This is a genomic window from Pigmentiphaga litoralis (genome assembly GCF_013408655.1).
GTDB lineage: Bacteria > Pseudomonadota > Gammaproteobacteria > Burkholderiales > Burkholderiaceae_B > Pigmentiphaga > Pigmentiphaga litoralis_A.
The window spans coordinates 2,565,046-2,591,014 of the sequence record NZ_JACCBP010000001.1 but is presented as its reverse complement, the minus strand read 5'-3'; the positions used below and the strand labels follow the sequence as shown (position 1 = coordinate 2,591,014).

General features: G+C 62.7%; 27 protein-coding genes. 10 read left to right on the top strand and 17 right to left on the bottom strand.

From position 1 onward, the window contains the following. Positions 1 to 23: 23 nt before the first annotated feature. The 4 genes from HD883_RS11675 to HD883_RS11660 all read right to left on the bottom strand — a co-directional run bounded on the left by HD883_RS11675 (position 24) and on the right by HD883_RS11660 (position 4,189). Positions 24 to 1,010: a Bug family tripartite tricarboxylate transporter substrate binding protein gene (locus tag HD883_RS11675; RefSeq protein WP_179585355.1), complete on the bottom strand. Its 987-nt coding sequence runs from the start codon at positions 1,008 to 1,010 to the stop codon at positions 24 to 26. Between the two features lie 61 nt (positions 1,011 to 1,071). Then, positions 1,072 to 2,091: a dihydrodipicolinate synthase family protein gene (locus HD883_RS11670; RefSeq protein ID WP_179585357.1), complete on the bottom strand. Its 1,020-nt coding sequence runs from the start codon at positions 2,089 to 2,091 to the stop codon at positions 1,072 to 1,074. A gap of 35 nt (positions 2,092 to 2,126) precedes the next feature. Further along, entirely contained in the window at positions 2,127 to 3,143 is a 1,017-nt protein-coding gene (locus tag HD883_RS11665) for an ornithine cyclodeaminase family protein (RefSeq protein ID WP_257022145.1), read from the bottom strand. 146 nt (positions 3,144 to 3,289) lie between these two features. Further along, the gene (locus HD883_RS11660) at positions 3,290 to 4,189 is read right to left on the bottom strand and encodes a LysR family transcriptional regulator (protein WP_179585359.1); all 900 of its coding nucleotides are present in this window, start codon (positions 4,187 to 4,189) and stop codon (positions 3,290 to 3,292) included. A gap of 156 nt (positions 4,190 to 4,345) precedes the next feature. On the opposite strand from HD883_RS11660, the gene HD883_RS11655 reads away from it, so the two are divergent. After that, positions 4,346 to 5,341, top strand: a complete 996-nt coding sequence (locus tag HD883_RS11655) for a Bug family tripartite tricarboxylate transporter substrate binding protein (RefSeq protein ID WP_179585361.1) — start codon at positions 4,346 to 4,348, stop codon at positions 5,339 to 5,341. A gap of 45 nt (positions 5,342 to 5,386) precedes the next feature. Here HD883_RS11655 and HD883_RS11650 read toward each other — a convergent pair whose 3' ends face one another. From HD883_RS11650 to HD883_RS11620, 7 genes are all read right to left on the bottom strand, one after another. Further along, positions 5,387 to 6,037 carry a response regulator transcription factor gene (locus HD883_RS11650; protein WP_179585362.1) on the bottom strand — a complete coding sequence of 217 codons (651 nt, stop codon included), beginning with the start codon at positions 6,035 to 6,037 and terminating at the stop codon, positions 5,387 to 5,389. Between the two features lie 157 nt (positions 6,038 to 6,194). Then, positions 6,195 to 6,782 carry a GNAT family N-acetyltransferase gene (locus HD883_RS11645; protein WP_179585364.1) on the bottom strand — a complete coding sequence of 196 codons (588 nt, stop codon included), beginning with the start codon at positions 6,780 to 6,782 and terminating at the stop codon, positions 6,195 to 6,197. A gap of 80 nt (positions 6,783 to 6,862) precedes the next feature. After that, complete coding sequence (locus HD883_RS11640) at positions 6,863 to 7,840, bottom strand: TauD/TfdA dioxygenase family protein (RefSeq protein WP_179585366.1); 978 nt, start codon at positions 7,838 to 7,840, stop codon at positions 6,863 to 6,865. A 20-nt stretch (positions 7,841 to 7,860) separates the two neighbouring features. Further along, entirely contained in the window at positions 7,861 to 8,631 is a 771-nt protein-coding gene (locus HD883_RS11635) for an ABC transporter ATP-binding protein (protein ID WP_179585368.1), read from the bottom strand. Continuing rightward, the gene (locus tag HD883_RS11630; protein WP_179585370.1) at positions 8,628 to 9,500 is read right to left on the bottom strand and encodes an ABC transporter permease; all 873 of its coding nucleotides are present in this window, start codon (positions 9,498 to 9,500) and stop codon (positions 8,628 to 8,630) included. The genes HD883_RS11635 and HD883_RS11630 overlap by 4 nt, the downstream gene beginning before the upstream one ends. Before the next feature lie 13 nt (positions 9,501 to 9,513). After that, positions 9,514 to 10,527, bottom strand: a complete 1,014-nt coding sequence (locus tag HD883_RS11625) for a PhnD/SsuA/transferrin family substrate-binding protein (RefSeq protein ID WP_179585372.1) — start codon at positions 10,525 to 10,527, stop codon at positions 9,514 to 9,516. A gap of 135 nt (positions 10,528 to 10,662) precedes the next feature. Further along, complete coding sequence (locus HD883_RS11620; RefSeq protein WP_179585374.1) at positions 10,663 to 11,568, bottom strand: LysR family transcriptional regulator; 906 nt, start codon at positions 11,566 to 11,568, stop codon at positions 10,663 to 10,665. A gap of 116 nt (positions 11,569 to 11,684) precedes the next feature. On the opposite strand from HD883_RS11620, the gene HD883_RS11615 reads away from it, so the two are divergent. From HD883_RS11615 to HD883_RS11590, 6 genes are all read left to right on the top strand, one after another. Further along, complete coding sequence (locus tag HD883_RS11615) at positions 11,685 to 13,436, top strand: AMP-binding protein (protein WP_179585376.1); 1,752 nt, start codon at positions 11,685 to 11,687, stop codon at positions 13,434 to 13,436. After that, positions 13,433 to 14,494, top strand: coding sequence for a gentisate 1,2-dioxygenase (gene gtdA, locus HD883_RS11610; protein WP_373563349.1), 1,062 nt, complete (start codon positions 13,433 to 13,435; stop codon positions 14,492 to 14,494). The genes HD883_RS11615 and gtdA overlap by 4 nt, the downstream gene beginning before the upstream one ends. Positions 14,495 to 14,539: 45 nt before the next feature. Next, complete coding sequence (locus tag HD883_RS11605) at positions 14,540 to 15,409, top strand: fumarylacetoacetate hydrolase family protein (RefSeq protein WP_179585378.1); 870 nt, start codon at positions 14,540 to 14,542, stop codon at positions 15,407 to 15,409. 17 nt (positions 15,410 to 15,426) lie between these two features. Next, positions 15,427 to 15,873, top strand: coding sequence for an acyl-CoA thioesterase (locus HD883_RS11600; protein WP_179585380.1), 447 nt, complete (start codon positions 15,427 to 15,429; stop codon positions 15,871 to 15,873). Continuing rightward, positions 15,870 to 17,012 (top strand): FAD-dependent monooxygenase, encoded by a 1,143-nt coding sequence (locus tag HD883_RS11595; protein ID WP_179585382.1) that lies wholly within the window; start codon positions 15,870 to 15,872, stop codon positions 17,010 to 17,012. Before HD883_RS11600 ends, HD883_RS11595 begins: the two co-directional genes overlap by 4 nt. 65 nt (positions 17,013 to 17,077) lie before the next feature. Next, complete coding sequence (locus tag HD883_RS11590) at positions 17,078 to 18,463, top strand: MFS transporter (RefSeq protein ID WP_179585384.1); 1,386 nt, start codon at positions 17,078 to 17,080, stop codon at positions 18,461 to 18,463. Between the two features lie 20 nt (positions 18,464 to 18,483). Here the strand turns inward: HD883_RS11590 and HD883_RS11585 are convergent, their stop codons facing one another. Beyond that, a complete protein-coding gene (locus HD883_RS11585; protein ID WP_218863164.1) occupies positions 18,484 to 18,867 on the bottom strand; it encodes a winged helix-turn-helix transcriptional regulator in 384 nt (127 codons plus the stop codon). 99 nt (positions 18,868 to 18,966) lie between these two features. Here HD883_RS11585 and HD883_RS11580 point away from each other — a divergent pair, with 99 nt between their 5' ends. Together HD883_RS11580 and HD883_RS11575 are read left to right on the top strand one after the other, a co-directional pair. Next, positions 18,967 to 19,872 (top strand): NADPH-dependent F420 reductase, encoded by a 906-nt coding sequence (locus tag HD883_RS11580; protein WP_179585386.1) that lies wholly within the window; start codon positions 18,967 to 18,969, stop codon positions 19,870 to 19,872. Further along, complete coding sequence (locus HD883_RS11575) at positions 19,776 to 20,189, top strand: DCC1-like thiol-disulfide oxidoreductase family protein (RefSeq protein ID WP_179585388.1); 414 nt, start codon at positions 19,776 to 19,778, stop codon at positions 20,187 to 20,189. The genes HD883_RS11580 and HD883_RS11575 overlap by 97 nt, the downstream gene beginning before the upstream one ends. A gap of 10 nt (positions 20,190 to 20,199) precedes the next feature. Here HD883_RS11575 and HD883_RS11570 read toward each other — a convergent pair whose 3' ends face one another. Further along, a complete protein-coding gene (locus HD883_RS11570) occupies positions 20,200 to 21,114 on the bottom strand; it encodes a LysR family transcriptional regulator (protein ID WP_179585390.1) in 915 nt (304 codons plus the stop codon). Positions 21,115 to 21,323: 209 nt separating this feature from the next. Between HD883_RS11570 and HD883_RS11565 the strand changes: the two genes are divergently transcribed. Further along, positions 21,324 to 22,319 carry a Bug family tripartite tricarboxylate transporter substrate binding protein gene (locus HD883_RS11565; RefSeq protein ID WP_179585392.1) on the top strand — a complete coding sequence of 332 codons (996 nt, stop codon included), beginning with the start codon at positions 21,324 to 21,326 and terminating at the stop codon, positions 22,317 to 22,319. 17 nt (positions 22,320 to 22,336) lie between these two features. Here the strand turns inward: HD883_RS11565 and HD883_RS11560 are convergent, their stop codons facing one another. The 4 genes from HD883_RS11560 to HD883_RS11545 are packed head-to-tail and all read right to left on the bottom strand — an operon-like array spanning position 22,337 to position 25,969. Beyond that, positions 22,337 to 23,323, bottom strand: coding sequence for a Bug family tripartite tricarboxylate transporter substrate binding protein (locus tag HD883_RS11560; protein ID WP_179585394.1), 987 nt, complete (start codon positions 23,321 to 23,323; stop codon positions 22,337 to 22,339). 44 nt (positions 23,324 to 23,367) lie between these two features. Beyond that, positions 23,368 to 23,568, bottom strand: coding sequence for a hypothetical protein (locus HD883_RS11555; protein ID WP_179585396.1), 201 nt, complete (start codon positions 23,566 to 23,568; stop codon positions 23,368 to 23,370). Beyond that, positions 23,565 to 25,142 (bottom strand): FAD-dependent oxidoreductase, encoded by a 1,578-nt coding sequence (locus HD883_RS11550; protein WP_179585398.1) that lies wholly within the window; start codon positions 25,140 to 25,142, stop codon positions 23,565 to 23,567. The genes HD883_RS11555 and HD883_RS11550 overlap by 4 nt, the downstream gene beginning before the upstream one ends. A gap of 32 nt (positions 25,143 to 25,174) precedes the next feature. Next, positions 25,175 to 25,969: an alpha/beta fold hydrolase gene (locus HD883_RS11545; RefSeq protein ID WP_179585400.1), complete on the bottom strand. Its 795-nt coding sequence runs from the start codon at positions 25,967 to 25,969 to the stop codon at positions 25,175 to 25,177.

Genomic DNA, 25,969 nt, shown 5'->3' with positions numbered 1-25,969 from the left:
GGAGAGTAAAGGGCGCCCGCCCTTTACTCGAACCGCAGATTGGCCTTGTCGACAATGCTTTTGTACAGGGCGGCGTCTTTCTGCAATTGCTGCGTCAGCAGCTCCGGGCCACCCTGCTGCAGGTTCAGTCCCAGCGATGCGAACTGCTCCTTCACGGCGGGATCTCCCAGGGCGGCATTCAACGCGCCGTTCAAGGCCTTGAGGGTAGCCGGTGGTGTTCCCACCGGCGCCATCATTCCCAGCCACGCATCCATGTCCAGCCCCGGCACGCCGGCCTGATCCGCGATCGGCACGGCGGGCAGCCGCGCGTCGCGTTGTGATCCCACGATGGCAAGCGCACGCAATTTGCCGCTGTCGATATACGGTTTGACCGTGGCATCGATGCCCATCGAAATGCGTCCGCCAATCAGATCATTCAACGCCGCGGTGGTCGACTTGTACGGCACGTGGATGATGTCGGTGCCGGTCAGCGCCTTCAGGTATTCCCCCGCAAAATGGGATCCGCTGCCTATCCCCGCGCTGCCGTACGACAGCTGCCCCGGATGCCGGCGCGCGTACTCGACCAGCTCGGTCAGGGTCTTGACCGGCAGGCTTGGATGCACGACCAGGATCGCGCCGTACGTGGCCGCCAGTCCGACCGGTGCAAAGGCGGTCAAGGGCGACTGCCTGAAGCCCGGGTCCACCAGCGGCAGCGTGCTGTAGCTGATGTTGGTGAACAGCAAGGTGCTTCCATCCGGCTTGGCCTGCATGGCGGACACCGTACCGATACGGCTGCCTGCCCCCGCAACGTTTTCAATGATGATCGTCTGTTGCAGTGTCCTGGCCATCCGTTCGGTCAGCACGCGGGCAGCCAGGTCGGTCACGCCGCCTGCCGGGTAAGGCACGATGACCTTGATGGGGCCGGGCTGCGCCTGCGCCGGGTGGACGGCCGTAAGGGTCAGCAGCAGGGCGCTCAATGCGCTGGCGCTGGCATGCGTGACGCGATGGACCCAGGAACGGTGAGCAGTCATGGGGATATGTCTCCGAATGTCGTTGTTATTGTGGGCGTTACCCGCCTTGGTGTCTGACCCCTCAGCAGGGGAACCGGCCCGTGATGAACGCACTGTCGGGGTCTGACGTCACCGGCAATCCCGATGCGATCAGCCCTTGCCTCAGCGTCTTCATCCAGCGATCGGGAATGCGCATCGCCGGCGCCCGCAGTGGGCCGCCATTGAATCCAGCAAGCCAGTCCATGTACTTCCAGTTGGTGCGGTTCAGCACGTCGGTGCCCATGACATAGGCCGCCGTGGCAGCCCCCGCCGCCTTGCGGGCCGGGGACACGCTCCAGAACCGCTCCATGGCTTCTTCCCATTGTCCGTTGCGGGCAAGCTCGAACGTCTTGGGGTAATGATCACCCATCCACTGCGTGTAGCTGGTGCCTGAAAACTGCAGCGTCATCAGGCTCATCATCGGGATGGCGTCACCTTCGATCGGGCAGCTGATCACGACCTCGTCCCTGAAATGGTGATACATCTCGCACAGCCCCGCCACCAGTGGAAAGCCCTGTTCGGCCTTGATGGCGACGATGTTCGGGCACGCATCCAGCAGGCGCCGCACGAACGCGACCGACATGCCCGCCGGGTGGATACGCTCGAAGCCCCAGAGCGGAATTGGAAACAGCATCACACCCAGGTCGGTGGCATCGCAGAAGGTCTTGGTGTAGTCGAAGATTTCCTGCTCGCTGGTCGGCCAGAATTGCGGCGGATAGGACAGCAGCACCAGGTCCGCACCCGCCGCTTCGGCCAGCTTCACCGCACGGATGTTTTCCTGCAGGGTGCCAAACGCCGCATGAAAGAACAGGCCCAGCCGATTGCCGGCCGTGTCGCGTGCCCACGATGTGAACTGCGCATTTTCTTCGGGTGTGATGGCGACTTCGGTGCACAGCAGGGTGTACGAAAAGCCGGAGTCGATCACGCGCTGCACATCGTGGCGAATGCCGCGTTCATTGAGGCGGGTCAGGTCGGCGCTGTAGCTCGGGATCGTGACCGACGAACATCCGGTCAGGTGTTCGCGTGCCCATTGACGGGCTTCGTGTTTCTTGTAGTTGGCCATGGAGTCGTTCCAGTGATGGGTTGGTGAATAGGGCGTTATTTATCGATCGTCAGGATGGTCTGCGGCAGCACCGTGCAGTGGCCTTCGTCACGCGCCTTGCGCCAAAGCGCTTCGGCAATGACGACGTCCTGCAAGGCGCTACCCACGGACTTGTAGAGCGCAATCGCGTCCGGGCTGCGGCGTCCTGCCGCGCGTCCCGAGGCAAGGTCGGCCAGCGAAATGAGTTTGCTGTCGATGTCGATGTGGGCGCGCCGTGCCGCGATGGCGTCGCCCGTGTCATGCGCCACTTCATCGGGCATGTCGGCCACGATGATTGCCGCGCGCGCCATCGCGTCGGCGTCGATCTCGCGTTGTTCCGGCAAGGTCGACCCGATCGACACCACCGTCATGCCGGCCTCGAGCCAGGCGCCCGACAGCACTGGCGACTCGTCACGACTGCGCGCGGCGCACAGCACGACATCGGCGCCCTCGACGGCCTGGCGGGCTGACTCTGCAGCCTGCACGTCATTCACCTTGGCAAGGAAACGGTCGACGAAGCGCGCGCGGCTGGCGGGCGTGGGGCTGTACACCCGGACCCGTTCGACAGGACGGATGGACAGCAGCGCGGCCAGTTGCCCCTGGGCTTCGAAGCCGCTGCCGATCACCGCGACCCGCAGCCGTTTGCGGGGCGCCAGCAAGTCCACGGCCAGGGCGGCGGTGGCGGCGGTACGAATGCCCGTGATCTGGTTGCCGTCGATCAGGGCAACCAGGTCCATCGTGCGTTGATCGAACAAGGAAATCAGATAGCTCGCGCGGTGGGCGCGCGGCGATGCGGCAATGAGCTTGCTGCCCATGGTCTCGCCCGACGGCGACACCGCGCACAGACTGCGCAGCCAGAAGCCCTGGCCGCGGGCCATCATCCTGGGCGGCACCATATCCGGTGTCACCGGGCTTTCGTAGGCCTGTCGCAAGGCTGCGATGGCGGACGGCCAATCGGTCAGGTGCATGACGGCGTCGTCACTGATGAAAACAGTCGGGACCTGGACAGCAGCCCGGGGCAGCGTGGCAGTCAACGTGGCGCTCCTTTGTCAGCGGATGGCGCAACGTTAGAAGCAATGCCGGCAGCGAGCCAGGGACCGCACAGGAAAGCAGCTATCTACCGCGCAGATAGCTGGCGGCAGGGCGCGGCGCAGACGATCCGCCGCCTGCGACCCGTCGCTTACTTCAGCAGCTTGGGCGCCACCTGGCCGATCAGGCGTTGCACGGCGCGCGTCGCCAGCGTGTGCGGCCGCCGGATGGAATGCGCCAGCACAAGGCTGCGCGGAAGCAGCGGCTTCACGATCCTGGCGCTGGCCAGACGGGGGTCGGCTATGGATTCGAACAGCCCCGACGTCAACGCGTAGCCGCCGCCCGCCGCGACGACTTCGTGCTGCAGCCGGATCGAATCGGCCTCGACCGCAAACAGCAGCCGCATGCCGCGCGCCTCGGCCAGGCTGTCCAGCCGCGCCCGCAAGGGATGAGGGCGGCTCGGCACGATCAAAGGCAGGCCGGCCAGCTTCGCCAGTGCAATCGTGCCGGTCGCTAGCAACGGATCGCCGGCCGGTCCCACTACCCGCAAATGGGGCTGTGCCAGCAGCGTCTCGTCCGCCGTCGGTGGCTGGCCTTCGCGCAGCAGCAGCCCCATGTCCAGCCGCCCCTCGCCCAGTTGTTCTTCAAGGATGCTGCTGGGACCTTCGCTCAGGTGCAACTGCACGCCAGGGAACGCAGCCTGAACATGCGCATACAGCGTGCTGGCCAGCAAGGGGACGGTCGATGGCAGCAAGCCCACGCGCACTTCGCCCACCGGCAAGCCGCTCGACGTTTCGATGGCGTCGGAAATACGTTCGGCGTCCGCAATGATCGCCTGGATACGCGGAAAGACCTGTTCGCCAAACGCCGTCAGCACGACGCCTCGGCCCGTCCGGCGGAACAGGCGATTCTTGCAATCGCGCTCCAGCTGCGCAATGTGGCGGCTGACCATCGATTGCGGCACGTTCAGATGCACGGCCGCCCGCGTCAGGCTGCCGGATTCCGCAACTTCAACGAACGTTGCCCATTTGGGGTCCAGCAGCGAGATCATGGGAGCAGGCGCCTTCGGTCAGTAGCCAGTCATCGGAGGATCGCTAGCGTACCGGATCGGGTGCTCTTTCCACCAGGCGGAAAGCTGCGATCGCCGTCTTGCCTTCCGGGACGTGCCCCTCTACCTTGATGTCCGCCCCTGCTGCAGCGAGACGACATGCCCCACTTCCCCTACCCATTGGCCCGCTGGTTGACGTCGGCTGCGCTGGCCAGCCTGCTGGCCGGCGCGCCCGCGATCGTCCAGGCCCAGGCCACCTTCCCGGTCCGCCCGGTATCGCTCGTCATCGGCTATCCGCCCGGGGCGATTGTCGACACCGTGGCGCGGCAGGTGGGGGCGGCACTGGCCCCCATTCTTGGCCAGCCCGTCGTGCCCGACAACAAAGGCGGCGCGGCCGGCGTGATCGGCGCCGGCGTCGTGGCCAAGGCCCGGCCCGACGGCTACACCGTGCTGTTCACCGCCTATACGTCCTTGCAGATCGCAAGCGCCATCGAACGCAATCTGGCCTTCGATCCCGTCAATGACCTGATCCCCGTTGCGTCGGTCGGGCGCCCGACCACCCTGTTGCTGGTGAATGCCGATTTCCCCGCAAAGACGTTTGACGAGTTCATTGCCTACGTCAAGGCCCGACCCAGCCAAATCAACTTCGGCACAAGCGGCACTGGATCGCCCAACCACTTTGCGCTCGAACATCTGAACTCCGTGTTCGGGACGCGCATGACGGCCGTGCCCTACAAGGGCGCTGCCCAGATGTTGACGGACATGTTGGGCGGCCGGGTGCAGGCTACCTTCAGCTCGTCATCGCTGGCGGCCGGCCATCTGCAGGCAGGTACAGTGCGCGCCCTGGCTATCGGGTCGCCCGATGCGTCGCCGCTGTTTCCGGACCTGCCGGTCATCGCCGACAAGGGCGCACCGGGCTTCAATGCAAGCGGGGCCTTGGGCCTGTTTGCGCCGCCCGGCACCCCACCGGCCATTGTCGACCAATGGAACTTGGCCATCGGCAAGGCCCTGCAGGATCCCGCCGTGGCGGAAAAGCTGGCGGGGGAGGGCATCATCGTCAAACGCCAGACGGCAGCGCAGTTCGGTGACAGCTACCGCCGCGAGGCACGGCAGATCGCTGACTTCATCAGGCAAGGTAATTTGAAGATCAACTGAGCCCCGCATGCGCGGCGTTGACTCAGCTATCCTCTTCCACCTGGGCTAGACCAATCCCAACCGCGAAGCGTTGAACACCGCTTCAGCACGGTTTCGCGCGCCCAGCTTGTGATACAGCTTGTTGGCATGGCTTCTGACGGTGGCAACGGTCACGCCCATCTTCTTGCCCACCGCACGCGCGTCCTTGCCGGCAGCAAGCATGCCCAGAAGCTGGGTCTGGCGGCCCGTCAGGTGGGGAGGTGCTGCGGCCGTCAAACGCAAGCCGCCAGGCTCCATGAAGGTCGGTGCGTCGCGCGTCCCGATGGGCCGTGTCCGTGCGAGCGGGGGATAACAACTGCCGCCGACGCGCAACAGATTCAAGGACGCCCGCATCACGATCGGTGCGGCAGCCTTCGACACATAGCCCGCGACACCAAGGCGGACCGCGCTATGCGCAAAATCCAGGTCCGGGTTTTCGTACAGGGCCAGGCTGCGCAAAGGCGCATACCGCTGGATCGTCTCAGCCAACAAGGCCCGGTCTTCAACGAGATTGGCCGAGCAGCCAAAGATAAGCAGCGTGTTCTGTCGTGCATCCACCGATTCATGCGCCGCGTCCCGTCCGACTGTCGTCAGCTTCTTGAACTCGGGCATCGCTTCCACGACGCGGCGTATGGCGTGCTGGACACTTGGCAACTGCTCAATAATGAGTACGTTCATTCAAATTGTCCTGGTAAGCGCCAAGGTAGATCCGCGCTGCAGTGACAATCATATGAGGATTGTGACGGCTCGTAACTCGGGAGTGCGGATGAGCCAGGGATGGGCTCGGTTGAACGAGCCGGGCTCGCACCACCGCTGCACTCTGTACCACCGAGTACTAGTCCCTGGCCAGCACCGACAGGTTCTTTTTCACCGCCGGCCATTCACTCGCGGTGATGCTGTACACGTAGGTGTCGCGCAGAATGTTGCCCTCGACAATCTGGTGGCTGCGCAACACGCCATCCAGCTTGGCGCCCAGTCGTTCGATCGCGGCGCGACTCGCCCGATTGAACGACGACGTCCGAAACTCGACCGCAATGCAAGCCAGCGTTTCGAAAGCATGCGTCAGCAGCAGCCGCTTGCAGTCGGTATTGACACCGGTGCGCTGCGCCGACGCCCGGTACCACGTGGACCCGATTTCCAGCCGCCGATGCGCCGGTTCGATATTCATGAACGTCGTCATGCCCAGCGCCTTTCCGGTCGCGATGTCTTGCACCGTGAAGGGGATCATGGTGCCCGCGTCCTGAAGCGCAAGCCGCCGGGCGATCTCTTCACCCATGCCGTCGGGCGACGGAATTTTGGTGAACCAAAGCCCGGACAGCGCGCCGTCCGCAACAGCGTCTTGCAGCGCCACCTGGTGCTCGGCGCGCAAGGGTTCAAGCCTGACGGCCTTGCCTGACAGGCGTACCGGTTCTATCCACTTCATTGGGCTGCTCGCTTCTTCGATAGGGCGACAACTGCCGGGCGGCGGTGTCGTTGTCGTGCATGAAGCGTTTTAACTCATCCTCAGTATGCTGCGGAATGATGCGCCAGCATCGGATCTCCAGAGATGGCGCTGGACGGACGGCCGTCCACGCCAACCGGCACGGTGCCGACCAGGGTGGTACGGAACAACTGACGGTCATAGCTCAAGTCGAAGATGTCGAACGGCGGAGCGTGGGCCGTGCCCTGATTGTCCCAGAAGGCGATCGAACCTGGTTCCCACTTGAAGCGCACGGTAAATTCCGGACGGATGATGTGCTCCCACAGCATTTCGAGCAATAGGCGGCTTTCGCGCGCATGCAGCCCGACGATGCTTTTGAGAAAGCCCGGGCTGACGAACAGCACTTCTTCACCCGTTTGGGGATGGCGGCGTACCAGAGGGTGTTCGCTGACCAATTGCCGCTGGCTGACGGCGGCGCGATATTCCGGCGACTCTTTGGCGCCAGCAGGCGCGCTGAATTCGTGACGGCCGCGCAGCCCGCGCAGAAAGTCCTTCAAGGGATCGGACAACCCGCGGAAGGCGGCAGCCAGGTTGGACCACTGCGTGTCGCCGCCATGCGGTGGCACGACGACCCCTCGCAGGATCGACGCCGCCGGCGGATTGATGGCGGCGGTGACGTCCGTATGCCAGCCCAGCCAGGGCTTGAATTCCGGACGCGAATCGTGCGAATTCGATTTCCGGTATTTCGAGATGGCATACAGCTCGGGATAGTTGTCGACGTGGCCGAAAACGGGATGGCCCACCGTCAGTTCTCCGAACTGGCGGGAAAACGCAATGTGCTGGTCATGTGAAAGAGGTTGGTCACGAAAGAACACCACCTTCCATTGCAACAGCACCGATTGGACTGCCTGGACTTCATCTGGCGACAGTGGCCGGGAGAGGTCCAGACCGTGAATCTCTGCGCCGGTGTAGGCGGATAGCGGGCGTACCCGGACGTGGTCTGGCAAAGCCAGATCGTTCGCGTCTTCCTGGACCAGACCTTCTGCATACGGAGCGTTCATGAAATTTCCTTGATGATTGACTAGACGCTGACGGCCACGCCCAACGCGGCGAGCAGCTCATTGCGTAATGTGTCGAAGGTATCGGACGACTTGTGACGCGGATGGGGCGAACTGATCCGCTTGTCCACGATCAGCCGTCCCTGATCCATGACCAGCACACGGTCTGCAAGCACCAGCGCCTCATCCACATCGTGGGTGACGAGCAACACGGTGGGGCGGTGTACCTCGACCAGCTTGAACATCAGGTCGTGTATCTTGATGCGTGTCAGCGCGTCCAAGGCGCCAAAGGGCTCGTCGGCCAACAGCAGTTGCGGGCTGCGAACCAGTGAGCGGGCAAGGGCGACCCGCTGCTGTTCCCCACCCGACAGCGCGTTTGGCCACGCGTGTTCGCGCCCTGCAAGACCGACGTCGTTCAGTACCCGTCGTCCGCGTTGCCCTGCATCGGTGGCGCGCAATCCCAGGGTCACGTTATTGAGCGCGTTCTCCCAGGGAAGCAACCGGGAGTCCTGGAACAGCACCGCCCGGTTCTCTGGAACTTGAATGCTGCCAGAGCCCTGCACGTCGTCATCCAGGTCGGCCAGCGCACGCAGAAACGTGCTTTTTCCGGATCCGCTTTTTCCGATCAGCGCGACGAATTCGCCAGGTGCGATATCAAGCGAGACGATGTCCAGTACTCGCTTGTCACCGAATGCGCGGACTAGATTGCGAACGCGAACCGGGCGGTCTGCGGCCGCAGTTGCGGGGGGCTGATATGCGGCCGCCTGATCATTGGCATGCGCGTGTCGGGTCATTGACCGAGCGCCTTTCGATAGCCCAGCGCACGGCGCTCCCAGGCGCGAACGAGCGCGTCCGAACTCAGACCCAGCACGGCATAAATGATCAGGCCAACTACGATGATCTCGGTCTGCCCGTAGTCACGTGCACGGTTCATCAAAAACCCCACGCCTTCCGTCGTATTGATCTGCTCCAGAACCACCAGCGAGGTCCAGCAGGTGGTGACTGCAAGGCGCAAGCCTGTAAAGAAACCAGGCAGCGCACCCGGCAGAACAATCCGCCTCAGAAATTCCGAATAGCTCAAGCCCACGGTTCGTGCCAGTTCCACATAACGAATGTCGATGCCGCGCAGACTCGTGTGCGTATTGATGTACACGGGTACCAGCACGGCAAGGGTGATGATCGTGACTTTCATGGCGTCGCCAATACCCAGCCACAAGATGGCAAGCGGGATAAGCGCCAGGGTGGGTACGGCGCGCTTGACCTGCACCAGGCCGTCCACAGTGGCCTCGCCAATGCGGGTCAGGCCGGATATCAAGGCCAGCACCAGCCCAAGCGCGACGCCCAGGACCAGTCCGCTGTAGGCGCGCACTGCGGAGGCGAGCAGGTGACTGGCCAACACACCGTCGGTCCACAGCTCGTAGCCCGCGATCAGGGCGCTGGAAGGTGCCGCAAGCAACTGCGGTGACAGCAATCCAGTCACAGATGCGAACTGCCACACCACCAGGACAGCGAATGGACCAAACAAGTAGCTGCCCTTCGGAAGCCTGCGCGGCGAAAAGCGGTGGTACGAGGAACGACGCGCGTGCACCTGTAAGGTAGTCGGCTGACGATCGAGTGCAAGTTCAGTCAGCGCCACATCGCCGGATTCAATGGGTGGACTCATAGGGCACCTGGCTTCATAGCGCCGCACGCGCGGCGCTTGCGGCGGTGTCGTTGAACCTCAAGTCAAACTCTTCCCTGGCGTCGAGCTTCTTTGGGATGTCTCCCGCCGCATGAATCAGATTGATCGTGTTCTGCTGCCGCGGAATCAGGTCCGACAGACGAGGGAACGTGGATTTTCCCAGCGATTGATGCACCTGCCTGCCCACCTCGGCCGGCAAGTTCTGGCTCTTGACGTAGTAGGCCTGCACCCAGGCCTGCTCATTCTCTTCGGTCCACTGCGACGACTTGACCCATTGCGCAATGAAGGTGGCGATGGCTGCGGACCTCACCGGATCCTTCAGTGCCGTCGGACTCGCATAGATATAGCTCAGGCCCTGCGGGAGGCCCGCCACTTCCTGTTCGGGCAGGGCGCTTGCACCGTCCTTCTTGAAGTGGGTCACATAGCGGGAAAAGGGCGGCTCATTCAGCGGCGCCACATCGACGGCACCACTGCGTACGGCATCCAGGAAGTCGACGATACGAAGCGGGACGAGCGTCACGTCCTTCTTGGTGAGCCCGATCTTGCTGAGCGTGGCGAGTACAAAGGACTGTGTCGCGGTACCTTCGGCATACGCGATCTTCTTGCCGCGGATGTCGTTCAGTGACGTGAGGGAAAGGCCGGGACGCACCGCATATTGGTAAGTGACCGCCGTGAATTGTCGGGCCGCGACGATAGGTAGCGGATTGCCCGACACGTGCGCCTGGATCGGCGGCGCATCGCCCACGATAGCGACGTCCAGCGATCCTGCGCGGAAGGCCTCAAGAATGGCAGGCCCCCCGCGGAAGTCGGCAAATTTCACCTTGAACGGCAGCTTTTTTTCTTCGCCCGATGCGGCGAAGGCCACCTGCAATTGTTGGCGTTGATCCGCTACCACCAGCTGCGTATTGGCTGGGACGGGAGTGGTGAAGTTGCTACCGGTCTGGGCATGGGCTGCGCCGAGCACCGAGGCGCCAAGCAAAAGGCCCAACATTCCATGGGCGTATGTCATCGTCGTTGATCCTGCTGCGAATAAGCGAGTGACACAGCTTATTCACGCAGACGCCCGCGAACTACGACTTTGTTCGCATGTACTAAGTTGGATTGTCGTCACGCACCCGGGCCGGGTAATCGAAGCGACGAATGATCAACCATGAAACGTCGTCGCGATCAGCCCTCTGAACCATTTCAGCCCGGGATCTGCATTGAAGCGCGCGTGCCAGTGCTGCTTCAATGCGTACCGTTGAGTATTGATGGGGGGCTGGACGATTCGAACGTCGCCAAATCGGACGAAGTATTCCGCCACCGCTCGGGGCACCGTAACGATCATGTCGGTCGCGGCGACGATCGCGGGCACGCTCAAAAAGTGCGGAATGTTGAGCTGCACACGCCGCGTCAGGCCCCGCTCCTGGAGCAGGCGTTCGAACAATTCATGGCTTCGGCCTTCCGGCTCCACGACCGCGTGCGGCAGGTCCAGGAACACAGGCAAAGACACCTTATCGCCCTGCACGCGCGGGTGATTCTTGCGGACAAGGCAGACGAAACGGTGGTCAAACAGCTTTTGCATGAAAAAGCCGGGCCGTTCGAGGTCGGGGAAAAAACCGATGGCAATTTCGACCTGACCGCTTTCCATCGCGGGCGGCAATTCAAGCGCGGACAAGGCTCGCGACCGCAGATTGCAATGCGGTGCCTGGCGCGTCAGATTCGCCATCAACTTTGGAAGGAAGACCGCTTCTCCGATATCGGAGAGCGTGACCACAAACGAGCGGCGCGCAGTGAGAGGGTCGAATACGGGCGTATGCGATACGACATTGTCGATCAGGTCCAATGCGTCTCGCGCTTTCGCGACGATCTCGTCGCAGCGTGGCGTGGCAAGCATGCCGCCCGTACCCCGCACAAATAATTCGTCCCCCAGAATGCGCCGCAGGCGTCCCAGCGCCAGGCTGGTTGCCGGCTGGCTCAGGTGTACGGCGTCCGCTGCCTTGGACACGCTGCGCAGCGCGTGGATCTGCGTCAGCAACCTCAGCAATTTCAAGTCGATGTCGGGGGGCATGGCGGCACCGTTTATTTGCGGGGCAAATGGAAGATATCAATCTCATTCTATTGTAGTTATCTCGCCGCTCCCCGAGCATCTGTCTCCATCAGGACAAGAAAAGCAAGGAGACAACGATGCAGCAGCACTGCAGCGGGCCCGGGACGGCGGACGGCGCATCCGCTTCGGGTGGTGATCGAACCATCGGGCCATTGCGCCCCATGCCCGGTGTCATTTACGCCGACACGGAACGGGCGGCTTATTACCTGGAATCCGGCGCATGGGAACGGCAGACTCTTGGCGAAGCGCTTCGGAGCGCGGCAAAAGACGCCCCGGAGCGGACCGCCTTTGTGTGCGAGCAGCACAGGATCAGCTTCGCAGAGCTTGATAAACGGGCCGAGCGTCTGGCGCAGGGGCTCCGGGCACTGGGCCTGCAGGTACACGACCGTGCAATGTTCCAGATGGGAACAACGATCGAAACCGCCATTGCCCTGTTTGGGTGTTTCAAAGCCGGGATCGTGCCTGTGTGCAGCATCCCGCAGTACCGCGAACTCGAGATCTCCAAGCTCATCGAACTGACCCGCCCCAAGGCGTACTTTGTTCAGGCTGATGCCGGGGGCCGCTTCGATCTGGTGGCATTCGCAAGCGCCATGGCCGATCGCCATGACATCCCGCACGTCATCGTCGCGCGAGGTGCCGGGGAACCTGGCAGTCATACCTTGGAAAGCCTGGGTGAAGGTGTCGAGCCAGCAGCTTCCTTGGACACCACGGCCGAATTTGGATGCGAAGACGTTGCCGTGTTCCAGCTATCCGGCGGGTCCACGGGCGTGCCGAAGCTGATTCCACGATTCCATGCCGAATACCAGGGGCACGTGCGTTCGTGGTGTTCACGTTACGACATGCAGGATGGCAACGTGGGCATCTGGGCGCTTCCGATGCTGCACAACGCCGGGATGATGTTTGCGATCGTGCGCACCGTGCTATATCGGGCGACGACGGTATTGCTGCCGCAGTGGGACGTCGCGAAGTACTTCGATGCGATCGAGCGGGAACGGGTGCAGCATGCCTTCACCATCGGACCGCATGCACCCGCGATCGCGTCTTACCCCGGCGTAAAAGCGCACGACCTCTCGTCGCTGCGTTCGCTGTTTACGTTGATCGGCGCCGAGCCCATTGAACGCGCCACCGGCGTGTCGTCAATGAACATGTTCGGCATCACCGAAGGGTTGGTGTTGACGGGGATGCCTGCATCACCCGCTTTGGTTCGCCATGGCACGGTTGGAATGCCGTGCTCGGCCTACGACGAAGTTCGGCTGTTAAGACCCGGGACCGAAGACGAGGCGCACGTCGGCGAACCGGGCGAACTCTGTTTCAGGGGACCGTCATCGCTGCGCGGTTACTACGCCGCGCCAGAAATCAATGCCGTCAGCTTCACTCAGGACGGGTTCTTCCGAACTGGCGACCTGATGCGGTCCGCCGTGATCGACGGGCAGCTCGTCTACGCGTTTGAAGGGCGGATGCGGGACAACATCAACCGCGGCGGCGAGAAGTTTGGCACGGAAGACATTGAGCACTTGCTGAGTCGGCATCCCGCCATTGCTGACGGAAAGGTTGTCGCCATGCCGGATCCGATCTATGGCGAGAAAGCCTGCGCCTTTCTTATCCCACGCCAAGGCCACTGCTTGCCGACCGTGAAGGAACTGGGGGCGTACCTGCTCTCGCACGGGCTTGCCAAGTTCAAGTTGCCGGAACGCATCGAGGCGTCTGAGGGATTTCCGACCACGCGCGTTGGCAAGCTTGATCGCGCCCAACTGCGCGCACAAATCGCGGTCAAGGTGCTGGCTGAGTCAACGTCCGCCGCGCAGCCCTTGCAAGGAGACCTGCCGTGAACACCGCCGTCCCGAATGAAATCGCGCAAGCCACGCCTTCGTCCGCTGCGGGGGAGTCCCTTTATTACGAGCAGCTCGCGCGCCAGAATCTGGCTCCCCTATGGGTCTCGCTTTCCCGCCTGGTACCGGAGGAGCCCAGACCGACCGCGCGGGCGTATGCCTGGCGATTCTCCGACGCGCTTCCCTACTTGCTCGAAGCCGGAGAGCGGATCACAGCCGAGCAAGCCGAGCGCCGGGTTCTCGTACTCGAAAATCCCGCCTTGCAAGGGCAGTCTCGTGTCACCGACACCCTGTACGCGGGGCTTCAACTGATCCTGCCCGGCGAAGTGGCGCCCGCGCACCGGCATACCCAGTCGGCGTTGCGGTTCGCCATGCACGGATGCGGCGCCTACACCGCCGTCGATGGCGAGCGCGTAAGCATGGCCCCGGGCGACTTCATCATCACTCCAGCCTGGACCTGGCACGACCACGGCAACGTGGGGGACAGCCCTGTTGTCTGGCTGGATGGCCTGGACGTGCCGTTGGTGAGCTTCCTTCATTCGGGTTTTCGGCAGCAGCACGAGGATGCCGCGCAGACAGTCCATCGCGCCGAAGGCGAGTCGCTGCTTCGGTACGGTAGCGGGCTGCTGCGGCCCGACGACAGCAAGACCAGCTCATCGCCTTTGTTCAAATACTCGTACGAGCGCACGCGTGCAGCGCTGCATTTGATCGTCCGGCAAGAATCCATCGATGCCCATCGCGGCTACGAGGTTCGGTATGTGAACCCGACGAACGGCGATCCGGCGCTTCCCACCATCGGCGCAAGCATGCGCCTTCTTCCCAAGTCGTACCGGACACGTCCGTATCGTTCCACGGATGGCGCTGTGTTTGTCGGCGTTGAAGGTCGACTGCGCGTCACGGTCAACGGGGAACCGTTCTTCCTGGGCCCGCAGGACATCCTTGCGGTGCCAGGCTGGCACCTGCATCAGATAGAAGCCGAGGACGAGGCAGTTTTCTTCTCGTTCTCAGATGCGCCCGTGCATCAGAAATTGTCGCTGTGGCGCGAAGACCGTCAATGACCGGTTCCGCCGTTTCCCGAATTCAAATAAGCAAGAGACGCTGACATGAAGATCTGCCGCTTCAACTTTGACCGCATTGGCCTTGTGCAGGATGCGATGGTGCTGGATGTCACTGACCGGTTCAACCTCCAGCCTGCCTGGCCTCAGCCCCAAGGGGATTGGGTCGTCAGTCAGGTTCCGGGGCTGCTTGCAGACCTCGCGCAGGCCACCCCTCGCAACTGCCGCACCTTGTCACTAGCCGACATCCGCCTGGAGTCGCCGGTCGCCAATCCGGGGAAGATCGTGGGTGCTCCGATCAATTACCACGCGCACATCGAAGAGGCCAACCAGGATCAAGAGATCAACCACGGGCATACGTACACCACTCTGGAACGCTATGGCCTCTTTCTGAAGGCCGGAAGTTCGTTGATCGGCGTATCGGATGTGATCGAGCCACGTTTTCCCGACCGACGAACAGACCACGAGGTGGAACTTGCCGTTGTGATCGGGAAGACCGCCCGCATGGTCACCAAGGAAGCGGCACTGGACTACGTACTGGGCTATGCCGTGGGATTGGACATGACCGTGCGCGGCCAGGAATGGCCTGGCTTTCGCAAGTCGGTCGACACGTATGCCGTGCTGGGTCCCTGGATCGTGACGTCGGACGAAGTGCCGGACCCCAACGCACTGGATCTGGAGCTACGCGTCAACGGCGGCCAACGGCAGCGCTCCAACACAAGCCGTCTGATCATGAACGTCCAGCGGCTGATCGAGTACGCCTCGTCGTTTTACACGCTCCATCCAGGCGACGTCATCATGACAGGTACCCCAGAGGGAGTCGGACCGGTCAAGCCGGGAGATCTGATCGAAGCCAGCGTGCAATCCATCGGGTCGATCGAGGTACGGGTCGCATCGCAATTTGCGCAACCGCGTTGAAGCAAGGAGCGACATTCATGCGCACCTACCGCTACAAGAGACGTCTGCATTGGAGTGAATGTGACCCGGGCGGCATCATTTTCTTCCCTCACTACGCGCGGTGGATGGTGGAGGGCCTCAATGACATGCTCCTTTCCCTCGACATCGATCCCAACGCGTGGCTCGATCCAGACACGCGCGGTGGCTTGCCGATCGTCCAGTTGGCGATGAAATTTTTCGCGGCGCCGCCCCTTCACTCTCTGATCTGGCACGAAATACACGTCGAGAAGATTGGCGGCAAGTCGCTGGGGTTCATCCATCGGTTTTTCATGGATGACACGCTGCTGGTAGAGGCCCACGAAACCCGGGTGTGGGCGACGCATGGGATCGGCCAGGGAGCCTCGACGCAGGCAATTCCGGTGCCGGATACCGTCCGCAAGTTGCTGATGGATGCCAGCGAAAACGTGTTGGAGACACGCATATGAAAATCAATATCCTTGGCGGTGGCCCGGCAGGCTTGTACGCCGCCTATCTGCTGAAGCGACAGGACCCTGGCGCGTCGGTGCACGTCTTCGAGCAGAACGCGGCCCACACAACTTTTGGCTTTGGGGTGGTTTTCTCGGACCAGGCCCTTGAGTTTCTGCGCGCCAACGATGCTGAAACCCTGGCACTGATCGTCAGCGGACTGGAGACCTGGCAGGACATCGAATTGCGCATTCATGGCCAGACGATCCGAATCGATGGCGTGGGTTTCACCGCCATCGCCCGCCTGAAGTTGCTGGAGATTCTTCGCCAGAGAGCGGAGTCCGTTGGCGCAGTGCTGATCAACTCCCGCGTCATCGGAAGCCTTGGTGACATGGGGGATGCTGACCTGATCATCGGTGCCGACGGAGTCAACTCGCTGGTGCGCCGCACCCATGAGGCGGCGTTCGGCACGCAGATCGATTATTTCGACAACCGATTTGCCTGGTTCGGTGCGACGAAGCCTTTCGACCGAATGACCCAGACATTCAAAAGATCGCCGCAGGGCTCGTTCAACGCCCACCACTATCGGTACTCCGATTCGATGAGCACCTTTCTTGTGGAAGTCGACGAGCCGACCTTCGACAGGATCGGCTTTGCTCACATGACCGAGGAAGCGTCCCGGCAGTACTGCGAGGAAATTTTTGCCGAGGAGCTGGCAGGCGCATCGCTGGTGACCAACAAGTCCATGTGGCGGCGTTTTCCGAAAATCAGCACTACAACCTGGTCGACCGGAACTTGTGTGATCGTCGGCGATGCGTCGCGCACCGCCCATTATTCCATCGGGTCGGGGACCCGCCTTGCACTCGAAGACGTGCAGGCGCTGGCGAAGGCTATCGCTGAACACCCCGGCAGCATTCCAGAGGCGCTGCGAAGCTTTGAAGCCGAGCGCCGTCCCATCGTCGAAAAAATTACCGCGGCGGCCAATCGCAGTGCGCTTTGGTACGACCAGTTTGCCCAGCATATGGAACTTCCGGATTGGGAGTTCGCCATGCGCTACATCGGCCGGTCCGGCCGGGTTGACCCCGAGCGCCTGCGCAACATGTCGCCGCAGTTCGTCGCGGATTACGAAGCCTGGCGGTCTGCCCAGGTGTCGCCATGAACGTCTAGCTTCAAGCGACCAGATTGCCGGGACCGAGACCAAGAAAATATAAAGGAGACATAGACATGGCTACCGCCAACACCCCTAGCGCCTTGCTATCCCAGACGATGGGCAGCAGACCAATGACCGTTTTCCAGTGGCGTGCGATCGGGCTCTGCTGCCTGATCAACATGCTTGACGGGTTCGACGTGATGGTCATGGCCTTCACTGCGGCATCCGTCACAGCCCATTGGGCCCTGACCGGCACGCAACTGGGCTACCTTCTCAGCGCGGGTCTGGTTGGCATGACGGCAGGCTCCTTCTTGATCGCTCCGTGGGCGGATCGCTTCGGAAGGCGCCCTGTCGTGCTGCTTTGTGTTGCCCTCGTCGGATTCGGAATGATTTGTTCGAGCCAGGCGCAAACGCCCATGCAGCTTGCTGCGCTGCGGTTCGTTACTGGCCTGGGCATTGGCGGAATCCTTGCCAGCAGCTATGTGATTGCAGGGGAATACGCTTCCGATCGTTGGCGCAGTCTGGCTATCAGCGTGCAGGCGACCGCTTATGCGCTTGGCGCCACGTTGGGTGGGCTCGCAACGGCCAAGGTCATCGGCGCCGTGGGGTGGCAGTCCGTGTTCCTGTACGGCGGGATCGTCACGCTGGCAACGTTGCCTGTGCTTTTTGCGTGGCTCCCCGAATCGCTGGATTTTTATCTGAGCCGTCGTCCCGCCGGTGCCCTTGCCGGTATCAACCATATTCTGCGGCGCGTCGGTATTCCCACCCTTGAGACCCTTCCTTCAGAAGGGCAGGGAGCACGGACGAACATGCGACGCAGCATTGCCTACCTGCTTTCGCCGGCCATGCGCCGGGCAACCATCCTGATCTGGGTTTCCTTCTTCCTCATCATGTTCGGCTTTTACTTCGTGATGAGTTGGTCACCCCGCCTGCTTGTCGCAACGGGTCTGACCAATGAACAAGGTATTACGGGCGGTGTGCTGCTCAATCTTGGCGGCATTATTGGCACGGCGCTTCTGGGCCTGCTTGCAGCAAGACTACCGCTGTTTAAGGTCCACTTCGCGTACCTGATCGCTACCGCATTGCTGATGAGTCTGTTGTTGAGCTTGGCGGGTGAAGTCGGTCAAACGCTGACCTTGGCGTTCTTTTTGGGCGTATTCGTCAACGGATGCGTGGCCGGAATGTTCTCCACGACACCGATGGTGTATGAGCCGTCGCACCGCGTGACCGGCCTGGGCTGGGGGATAGGGATGGGCCGCTTGGGGTCGATCCTCGCCCCGCTTGCGGCTGGGCCGCTGGTAGATGCCACATGGCGGCCTGACCAGATCTATACGCTTTACGCAGCAGCCTTTGCCCTTGCGGCAGTGACCGTGGTGCTGCTTCACTACGCGGTGCAACGACGAAATTCAGGTCCGGCGGCCGAACCGCCATTGCATCAAGCTGGACGCCGCGCGATCTGACGACTGCCGCCGCCCGCCAGTCACTCAGCCGCCCCGGCAGCCTCCAGCGCGTCCCGCCGCATGAACGTCCAGTCGATCAATTTTTCTATGCAGGGCCCCAGAGCCAGACCCATGTCGCTCAGCGCGTATTCGACGCGCGGCGGCACCTGCGGATAGACCGTTCGCGTCACGATCCCGTCCTTCTCCAGCTCCTTGAGTTGCTGGGTCAGCATTTTCTGATTCACGCCTTCGACGCGCCGCTCCAGTTCCGAAAACCGGAGCGGCTGCTTGGCTGCGAACAGCTGGACGATGATGACGATCTTCCATTTGCCTTCAAGCACACGTAACGCGTCGCTTGTTGCCGCGGCCCACACCAGTTGCTGCTGTGGATCGTCACATCGCCAATCCCGATCGGTCATGAACATACCTTTTGGTGGCTTACCCACTTTTTGGTGGGTACTTGTCGTTATGGGGGCGTGCCTCATATTCTAACGACCAAGCAGACACATCACTAGGGGAAACGCATGAAAATCGGAATTTTGGGGACAGGGAATATTGGCAAGACGCTGGTCACCCGGTTGAGCGAGGCCGGACATGACGTCAAGGTCGCCAATTCGCGCGGCCCGGAAACCATCGACGCCGACCTGCTTTCCGCGGGTGCACAGGCCGTCACGACGGAAGACGCTTTGATCGCTGTGGATGCCGTCATCCTGTCCATCCCGCTGAACCGCATTCCCGGCATCGCCCCCCTGGTCGCGCGCCTGCCGGCGGAAACGGTCGTGATCGATACCTCGAACTATTACCCTTTCCGCGACGACAAGATCGAAGCCATTGAAAACGGCCAGGTCGAGAGTCTGTGGGTGGCCGAACAGCTTGGCCGCCCGATCGCCAAGGCCTGGAATGCCATCGGCTCGGCGTCGCTGGCCAGGAAAGCCAAGCCCGCCGGCGCCGCCGACCGGATCGCCATTCCGGTGGCGGCAGATCGGGATCAGGATCGAAAGGTTGCCATGGCCCTGGTCAACGATACGGGGCTGGATGCCTTCGATGCTGGCTCGCTGGCCGACTCGTGGCGCCAACAGCCGGGGGCACCGGTCTATTGCACCGACTTGACGTACGACGAGATCGCCGACGCGCTGAATCGAGCCGAACGTGAACGGCTGCCCAAGCGCCGCGACCTGGGCGTTGCCGTCATGCAAGAACGGCTGGGCGACGGCACCACCAATCCGGACGAGGAGTGGGGCGTGCGGCTGGTCCGCGCGATTAACATGTCGGGGAGTCCTTGCGCCGCTCGGGAACGGCGCGCCCAGCGGAATCTGCCATGCAGGAACAAGTCATGCCTTCAACAGGCCAGCCCAAGCAGGGATCGGCACTCGTCGTATACGACGGCGATTGTTTCTTTTGCCAGAACTATGCCGCGCTGGTGCGCCTGAAGGCATCGGTGGGGCCGGTCGAATTGTTGGACGCCCGATCCGACGATCCGCGCGTCGCGGACTACTGGCGGCAGGGGTACGACCTGAACGAGGGCATGCTGTTCGTGTACCAAGGCCGCGTTTTTCATGGCCATGACGCCACGCGCATGCTTGCCGCCTGGTCCAGCACCGACACGCTGTTCAGCACGTTCAACCGGCTGGCCCTGTCGCACCCGATCGCTGCGCGCCTGTCGTATCCGGTGTTCAAGCTCGGGCGGTTCGCGTCGCTGATGGTGCGCGGAAAACGCCTGTTGGACGATCCGCGCCGCAAGGGTTAGCCGCCGGGCGTCAGGTGTTGATGGCCTGCGCCATCTGCCACTGTCCATCGTGCACCCTTGCCACCATGAACTCACGCAGCCGGTTGGCTATCCGGCTCACGCCATCCACGTGCCGCCGGGCCTCATGCACATAAACAGCCCAGGACACGTACAGGTTGCGGATGGGCACGGCGTGCAGGCGTCCCGCGGCGTATTGCTTGTGGAAGGCAGAGTAGGGCATCACGGTGTGGCCCAGACCTTCTGCTGCGAGGGACAGGCACAAGGGAACGGTTTCGACGTCGATCACATCCGTCAGCCGGAGCCCCCGGCGATTCAGGTGGTCATCCAGCGCGTGCCGAATAATGTTCGGGCGCCCCGGCAAGATCATCCTGATACGTTCCAGTTGTTCGGGACGCACTTCGCCGCCAAGGTCCAGATCGTCGCGCTGGCATCCCACCAGCAGCAAAGGCTCCCGGATCACCGGCCCCCAGTGCTGGTCCGTGTCGTGAACGCCGCGGTATTCCATGACGCCGACGTCGATCACGCCTTGCGACATCCACTGATGCAGGTGGTGGACGAAGCCTTCATAGACGCGCAAGGACATCGGTGAGCTGGCTTTCAGTTCCCTGACGGTGAATGGCACCGTGACGATGTGATGCAGCGAAAACGGCAAGCCGATGGAGACGTGGGAGCGCACGCGCTGGCCCATGGCATCACGCAGGATTTCCGCCTGACGCAGCAGGGGCCTGGCGTGCTCCATCAGAAGTTCGCCGGCGGGCGTCAGCGCCACGCCGCGGGGCTTGCGCACGAGCAAGGGCATGCCCAGGTCATGCTCCAGCATGTCGATGCGCCTGGAAAGTGCTGGCTGCGTGAGCCCGAGTTCCCCGGCCGCCCGGTTGATGCTGCCCGCCTCGATGACTCGCATCAGGCATTCGATCAGGTGCAAGTCCATATGCTTCCTCTTCTGCTGGGACAGCGGGTCTTCAACGCTTCGTATTGAACCGCCATAACGATCTTCGAGTATTCACGCCGGCCAATGGCCCCTAAGCTGGGCGAGCTTGGCCAGGCTTCAGCCTGTGAAACAGCCGCAACGATCAGACGGCTGCGCCAGCCGGATGCCGCTCACGCCGCACCCGCATCCTACGGAGACATGCCGTGCTACGTTCCCCAGTCTTTCCTGCCTTGCTTGCCCTGGCAGCTTCTTTCACCCATCCGGTGCAAGCCCAATCTTCTGCGTATCCCGCCCGGCCCGTTCGTGTGGTCGTGCCCCTGATTGTCGGCGGCGCGGCGGACGTGGTGTCACGTTTGCTGGCGCAGTCGTTGACCAGGATGAACGGCCAGACCTTCTACGTCGAGAACAAACCCGGCGCCAACACCATGATTGGCACCGACGTCTGTGCGAAGGCGCCGGCGGACGGCTATACGCTGTGCATGGTGACCAGCAGTTCGCTGTCCATCAACCCTTCCGTTTACGAAAAGCTTCCCTACAACGCGCGCACTGACTTCTCTCCCGTTGCACCGCTGGTCGATCCCGACATGATCTTGCTGGCATCGCCCAAGCTGGGCGTCAAGAGCCTGAGCGACCTGGTGACCTATGCGAAGCAGCATGCAGGCAAGGTCGCTTTCGGAACCTTCGGCATCGGGTCCGATACGCACATCACCATGGAATGGCTCAAGCGGCGCGCGAACGTCGACCTGCTGCACGTCCCCTTCAATGGGTTTCCGCCTATCCAGCAAGCGTTTACCGGGGGCGACATCCAGCTTATGTATGTTTCGGTAGGCAACCCTGGCATTTTGGCCCAGATCAAGTCGGGCGCGGCAACGCCGCTTGCCGTTTTTGCGGCGTCCCGTTCTCCGCAGCTGCCCGACGTGCCCACCATTGACGAGGTGGCTCCGCCGCTGGGTTTCGAACCCTTCCAGGGCCGCGTGTGGTTCGGTCTGGTGGCTCCCGCCCACACGCCGCGGCCAGTCATCGACAAGTTGAACAGCCAGATCCGCGAAGCCATGAAAGAGCCGTCGTTGCAAGAGCAGTTGTCTACCCTGGCCATGCGCACACGGAATCAGGACGCGGCACAGTTCGGCGATGCCATGACCAAGGATCGCGCGCTGTGGCACTCACTGATCCAGGAGATCGGCGTCAAGATCGACTAGGACGACGGCGGCGGCCATCAGTCCAGGCTGACTTTGGCCGACGCCGCCACCTCCTGCCAGTCCTTTCCTTCGGCTTTGATGACGGCCGCCGTGGCTTCAGGGCTGCGGCCCGTCACCGCCAGGCCCTGGGCGCCCAGCGCTTTCTGGAATTCGGTGTCTGACGTGATGGTCTTGATCTCGTTGAACAGCCTGGCGATGATGGCCGGCGATGTCCCGGTCGGCGCGAACAGGCCCACCCAGGCGTTGCGCGCGGTGCCCAGGCCCTGGTCTTTCAACAAGGGCACACCCGGGAATCGCGGCGATGCCACATCGCCCAGCACGGCAAGGGCGCGCAGCTTGCCCGAATCGATGTATTGCGCCACCAGCGAATACGACAGGCTCGACACCTGCACCTGGTTGCCAAGCATGGCATTCAGCACCAGGCTGCCGCCCTGGTAGGGCACATCAACGATGCGCGAACCGAGCTTGTCGTTGACCTGGGCCATGAACAGATGCGACGAACTGCCGATGCCGAAGTGCCCCCAGTTCAGCGTGCCAGGGTGGGCGCGGTCGTATTGCACCAGTTCCTGCAGGGTACGAACGGGCAGGGCGGTGGTGACGACCACGGCCGTGTCGATGCGGCTGATCTCGGAAATCGGCGCAAAGTCAGTCACCGCATACGGCAACTTCTTGTAGATCGCGGGATTGATGACGACGGTGTCGCTCAGCAGGATGCAGAGTGTGTGTCCGTCGGGCTGCGCCGACTTGCAGCCGGTTGCGCCGATGATGCCGTTGCCCCCGGCCCGGTTTTCGACCGTCACTGGCTGTCCGAGCTGTTTCGACAGGCGATCGCCCACACGCCGCGCAACGAGGTCAACCGGTCCACCCGCCGCCAAGGGCACGATGATGCGCACGGGCCGGGCGGGATAGTTCATGTCGGGCGCGGTCTGCGCCGAAACGCTCGCCACGCAGGCCAACGTCAGCAGGGTTGCGCCGGCAACGCGCGAGATATCCGGGGTCGTCATGGGGTGTCTCCGTATTTATTGTCATGAGGCAGAGCAGGCCGAGGTCAGGCGGGAAGGTGCTTGCGCGCACGTTCGATGCGTTCGGACAACTCGCCAGGTGGGGCGCCTGCTGCCAGAAGGATTACAAGCTTGGTCAGGAACAGTTCGCGCTGCGCTGCGGGCACCTGGTCGATGGCCGCGGCAAGGTCAATGAAATCGCTTTCGGCAAAGGCGGCGGCGTTCCGGTTGTGGGTCGGGGTGTTCATTGCATCTCCTTGCTGCGGGCGCACGCCGCCACATCCAACGCCGCATTGACCTGGCCGGCCGTGGCGTGGCGCCAGCGCGCGGCTACGCGGTTGTCGGGGCGTATCAGGTAACAGGTGCCGGGGCGTGCAGCGAATAGCCGACCCGCGGTGCTGTCCACAGGCAGTGTCAGGATCCGCAACGGATCATCAATACCTTCGGCGTCAACAGGCGGGACCGTGTCGCCAAAGACGATCAGCGTGAAGTGGGGGCCCAGCCTGTCGTACAGGCGTTCGCCGGTTGGATCGAGTTCCGCATCGGGTGCCAGCGCGCCCGGGCGGCACGCAGGGGGAAAGTCGCCGTGCGCGTCCTGGGTGTTGAGCGGACTGTCGGTGCATTCGTGAGGCGGCGTGGCGTAGGGGTCGAACAGATCGCCCAGGAAATTTTCGGTGATGGAAAGGGACAGCACGGCTTCGCGCACCAGCGCCAGTCCAGCCGAAGGCGTGGTGATGAAAATGGTGGTGCGCGTCAGTTCGGCCAGCGTCGCCAACAGTGCGCTGCGGCGTTCTTGGGTGTACGAGTCCAGCAATTGCGGGCTGGCCTCACCCTTGACGACGCGCGCGAGCTTCCAGGCAAGGTTGTGGGCGTCTTCGTAGCCGTGGTTCACGCCGCGTCCGCCAAAGATCGGCACCTGGTGCGCAGCGTCGCCCGCGAACAGCACGCGGCCGCTGTTGTAGGTCGGAAGGGAAACCGCGTTGGCTTTGTAGACAGAGGTCAGCACCAGCTCGTAATTTGGCGCGATGCCCATCAGATCGAAGTGCGCGCGAATGCGCGCATGCACCCGCTCGGGCTGCATCTCCACCTCGGCATCCTGATCGTCCATCAGCTGGAAGTCGAGGCGCCACATGTCGAACGGCGCCTTGTGCATCAGCACCGTCTTGCCCGGCAAGTAGGGCGGGCTGAAGAACAGCCTGCGGCCGGCGGGCAGGGGCTCCTTGCACAGAATGTCGTTGATGACGAACCGTTGCGAATACGACGTGCCTTCGTAGTCGATGCCCATGCAACGCCGCGCCATGCCGCGCGGTCCGTCAGCGGCCACCAGCCAGGGCGCATCCAGCGTGTAGTCGCCCATCGGGGTGGAAACAGCCAGCGTCACCGCGTCATCTTCCGCATGGATATGCGTGACGCGGTGCTGGTACCGCGCCTCTGACAGGCCGGTGGCCAACAATGCGTCCAACAGGAACTGCTCCATCCAGCACTGTTGCAGGTTGGTCTGACCGTGCTTTTCGTGTGGGGGAGGGGCAATCTCCATACTGTGCACTTGCTGCCGGTCATAGAACGTCCAGCCAGCGGACCAGGTCAATGCGTTGTCCAGGACGCGGCCGCCGACACCGAGCTGGTCCAGGATCTGCATCGACCGCCGGTTCATCGCCAGCGCCCGGCTGCCTTGCGAAATGGTATTGCGGGCTTCCAGCACCACGGTGCGCACACCGTGGCGCGCCAGGCCAAGGGCGGTAGCGAGGCCGATGGGCCCTGCGCCCACAATCACGACCTCCGCCAACGCGCTGTCCGTTTGCGCCGGAGGAGTGCAGGGCATGTCTTGCCAAGTGAAATACATGGGGTGTTCTCTTAAAGAAGGAAATCCAGCACGGCCCGGTTGAAGGCCTCGGGCTGCTCAAGATTGCTCAGGTGTCCGGCGTGCTCGATGCGCGCATGCACCGCGCCGGGTATCCGATCCACCAGTTGCTGCGTGACATACTCCGGATACACGCGGTCCTGATCGGACGAGATGACCAGCGTCGGGCAGGCAATCCGTTCCAAGAGGTCGCCGCGGTCCTGCCGGGTCGACGCGTCCAGCACGGCAAGGTAGTTGGCCAACCGGATGCGCTGCATCGCGTCGGCGGCGATGCGCAGCGCCTCGGGCGCGGCGTCAGGCGCGCACATCGCGCGGGCCTGGTCCATGCCGAAGCTGGCAGGCACGCGCCCCCCTGCAAACCCTGCGGACCGGTCGGCAATGAAGCGCTCGACGTCCTCCGCCGTCATCGCATCGAACCCTGGGCTGCCGTTGGCCAGCACCAGTGAGGCCACCCGTTCCGGATGACGCAGCGCCAGCGAACGGACCACGCGGCTGCCCATGGACAGGCCGACAAGATGCGCGCGCGGCGCGTTGAAATGGTCCAGCACGGTCAGCAGGTCGGCCCCGAAATCGCGATGGAAGTCGAGCGGGCCCTCGATATCGCCGCTGCCGCCATAGCCTCGAAGATCCACGCTTGCCGCCGTGAAATGCGGCTGCAATGCCTCGATCTGCGCGTGCCAGGTGGTACGGTCCCCACCCATGCCGTGCACCATGAGCACCAGGGGTCCTTGCCCCGCCACGCTCACCGCCAGGCGCGGCGCGTGCGGGCCGATAATGATCGTGTCCAT

What these genes read in the sequence shown, in the direction of transcription:
- HD883_RS11675 (WP_179585355.1), bottom strand. Translation starts at nt 1,010, where the DNA reads ATGACTGCTCACCGTTCCTGGGTCCATCGCGTCACGCATGCCAGCGCC.
- HD883_RS11670 (WP_179585357.1), bottom strand. Translation starts at nt 2,091, where the DNA reads ATGGCCAACTACAAGAAACACGAAGCCCGTCAATGGGCACGCGAACAC.
- HD883_RS11660 (WP_179585359.1), bottom strand. Translation starts at nt 4,189, where the DNA reads ATGATCTCGCTGCTGGACCCCAAATGGGCAACGTTCGTTGAAGTTGCG.
- HD883_RS11655 (WP_179585361.1), top strand. Translation starts at nt 4,346, where the DNA reads ATGCCCCACTTCCCCTACCCATTGGCCCGCTGGTTGACGTCGGCTGCG.
- HD883_RS11650 (WP_179585362.1), bottom strand. Translation starts at nt 6,037, where the DNA reads ATGAACGTACTCATTATTGAGCAGTTGCCAAGTGTCCAGCACGCCATA.
- HD883_RS11645 (WP_179585364.1), bottom strand. Translation starts at nt 6,782, where the DNA reads ATGAAGTGGATAGAACCGGTACGCCTGTCAGGCAAGGCCGTCAGGCTT.
- HD883_RS11640 (WP_179585366.1), bottom strand. Translation starts at nt 7,840, where the DNA reads ATGAACGCTCCGTATGCAGAAGGTCTGGTCCAGGAAGACGCGAACGAT.
- HD883_RS11635 (WP_179585368.1), bottom strand. Translation starts at nt 8,631, where the DNA reads ATGACCCGACACGCGCATGCCAATGATCAGGCGGCCGCATATCAGCCC.
- HD883_RS11630 (WP_179585370.1), bottom strand. Translation starts at nt 9,500, where the DNA reads ATGAGTCCACCCATTGAATCCGGCGATGTGGCGCTGACTGAACTTGCA.
- HD883_RS11625 (WP_179585372.1), bottom strand. Translation starts at nt 10,527, where the DNA reads ATGACATACGCCCATGGAATGTTGGGCCTTTTGCTTGGCGCCTCGGTG.
- HD883_RS11620 (WP_179585374.1), bottom strand. Translation starts at nt 11,568, where the DNA reads ATGCCCCCCGACATCGACTTGAAATTGCTGAGGTTGCTGACGCAGATC.
- HD883_RS11615 (WP_179585376.1), top strand. Translation starts at nt 11,685, where the DNA reads ATGCAGCAGCACTGCAGCGGGCCCGGGACGGCGGACGGCGCATCCGCT.
- HD883_RS11605 (WP_179585378.1), top strand. Translation starts at nt 14,540, where the DNA reads ATGAAGATCTGCCGCTTCAACTTTGACCGCATTGGCCTTGTGCAGGAT.
- HD883_RS11600 (WP_179585380.1), top strand. Translation starts at nt 15,427, where the DNA reads ATGCGCACCTACCGCTACAAGAGACGTCTGCATTGGAGTGAATGTGAC.
- HD883_RS11595 (WP_179585382.1), top strand. Translation starts at nt 15,870, where the DNA reads ATGAAAATCAATATCCTTGGCGGTGGCCCGGCAGGCTTGTACGCCGCC.
- HD883_RS11590 (WP_179585384.1), top strand. Translation starts at nt 17,078, where the DNA reads ATGGCTACCGCCAACACCCCTAGCGCCTTGCTATCCCAGACGATGGGC.
- HD883_RS11585 (WP_218863164.1), bottom strand. Translation starts at nt 18,867, where the DNA reads ATGTTCATGACCGATCGGGATTGGCGATGTGACGATCCACAGCAGCAA.
- HD883_RS11580 (WP_179585386.1), top strand. Translation starts at nt 18,967, where the DNA reads ATGAAAATCGGAATTTTGGGGACAGGGAATATTGGCAAGACGCTGGTC.
- HD883_RS11575 (WP_179585388.1), top strand. Translation starts at nt 19,776, where the DNA reads ATGCCTTCAACAGGCCAGCCCAAGCAGGGATCGGCACTCGTCGTATAC.
- HD883_RS11560 (WP_179585394.1), bottom strand. Translation starts at nt 23,323, where the DNA reads ATGACGACCCCGGATATCTCGCGCGTTGCCGGCGCAACCCTGCTGACG.
- HD883_RS11555 (WP_179585396.1), bottom strand. Translation starts at nt 23,568, where the DNA reads ATGAACACCCCGACCCACAACCGGAACGCCGCCGCCTTTGCCGAAAGC.
- HD883_RS11550 (WP_179585398.1), bottom strand. Translation starts at nt 25,142, where the DNA reads ATGCCCTGCACTCCTCCGGCGCAAACGGACAGCGCGTTGGCGGAGGTC.
- HD883_RS11545 (WP_179585400.1), bottom strand. Translation starts at nt 25,969, where the DNA reads ATGGACACGATCATTATCGGCCCGCACGCGCCGCGCCTGGCGGTGAGC.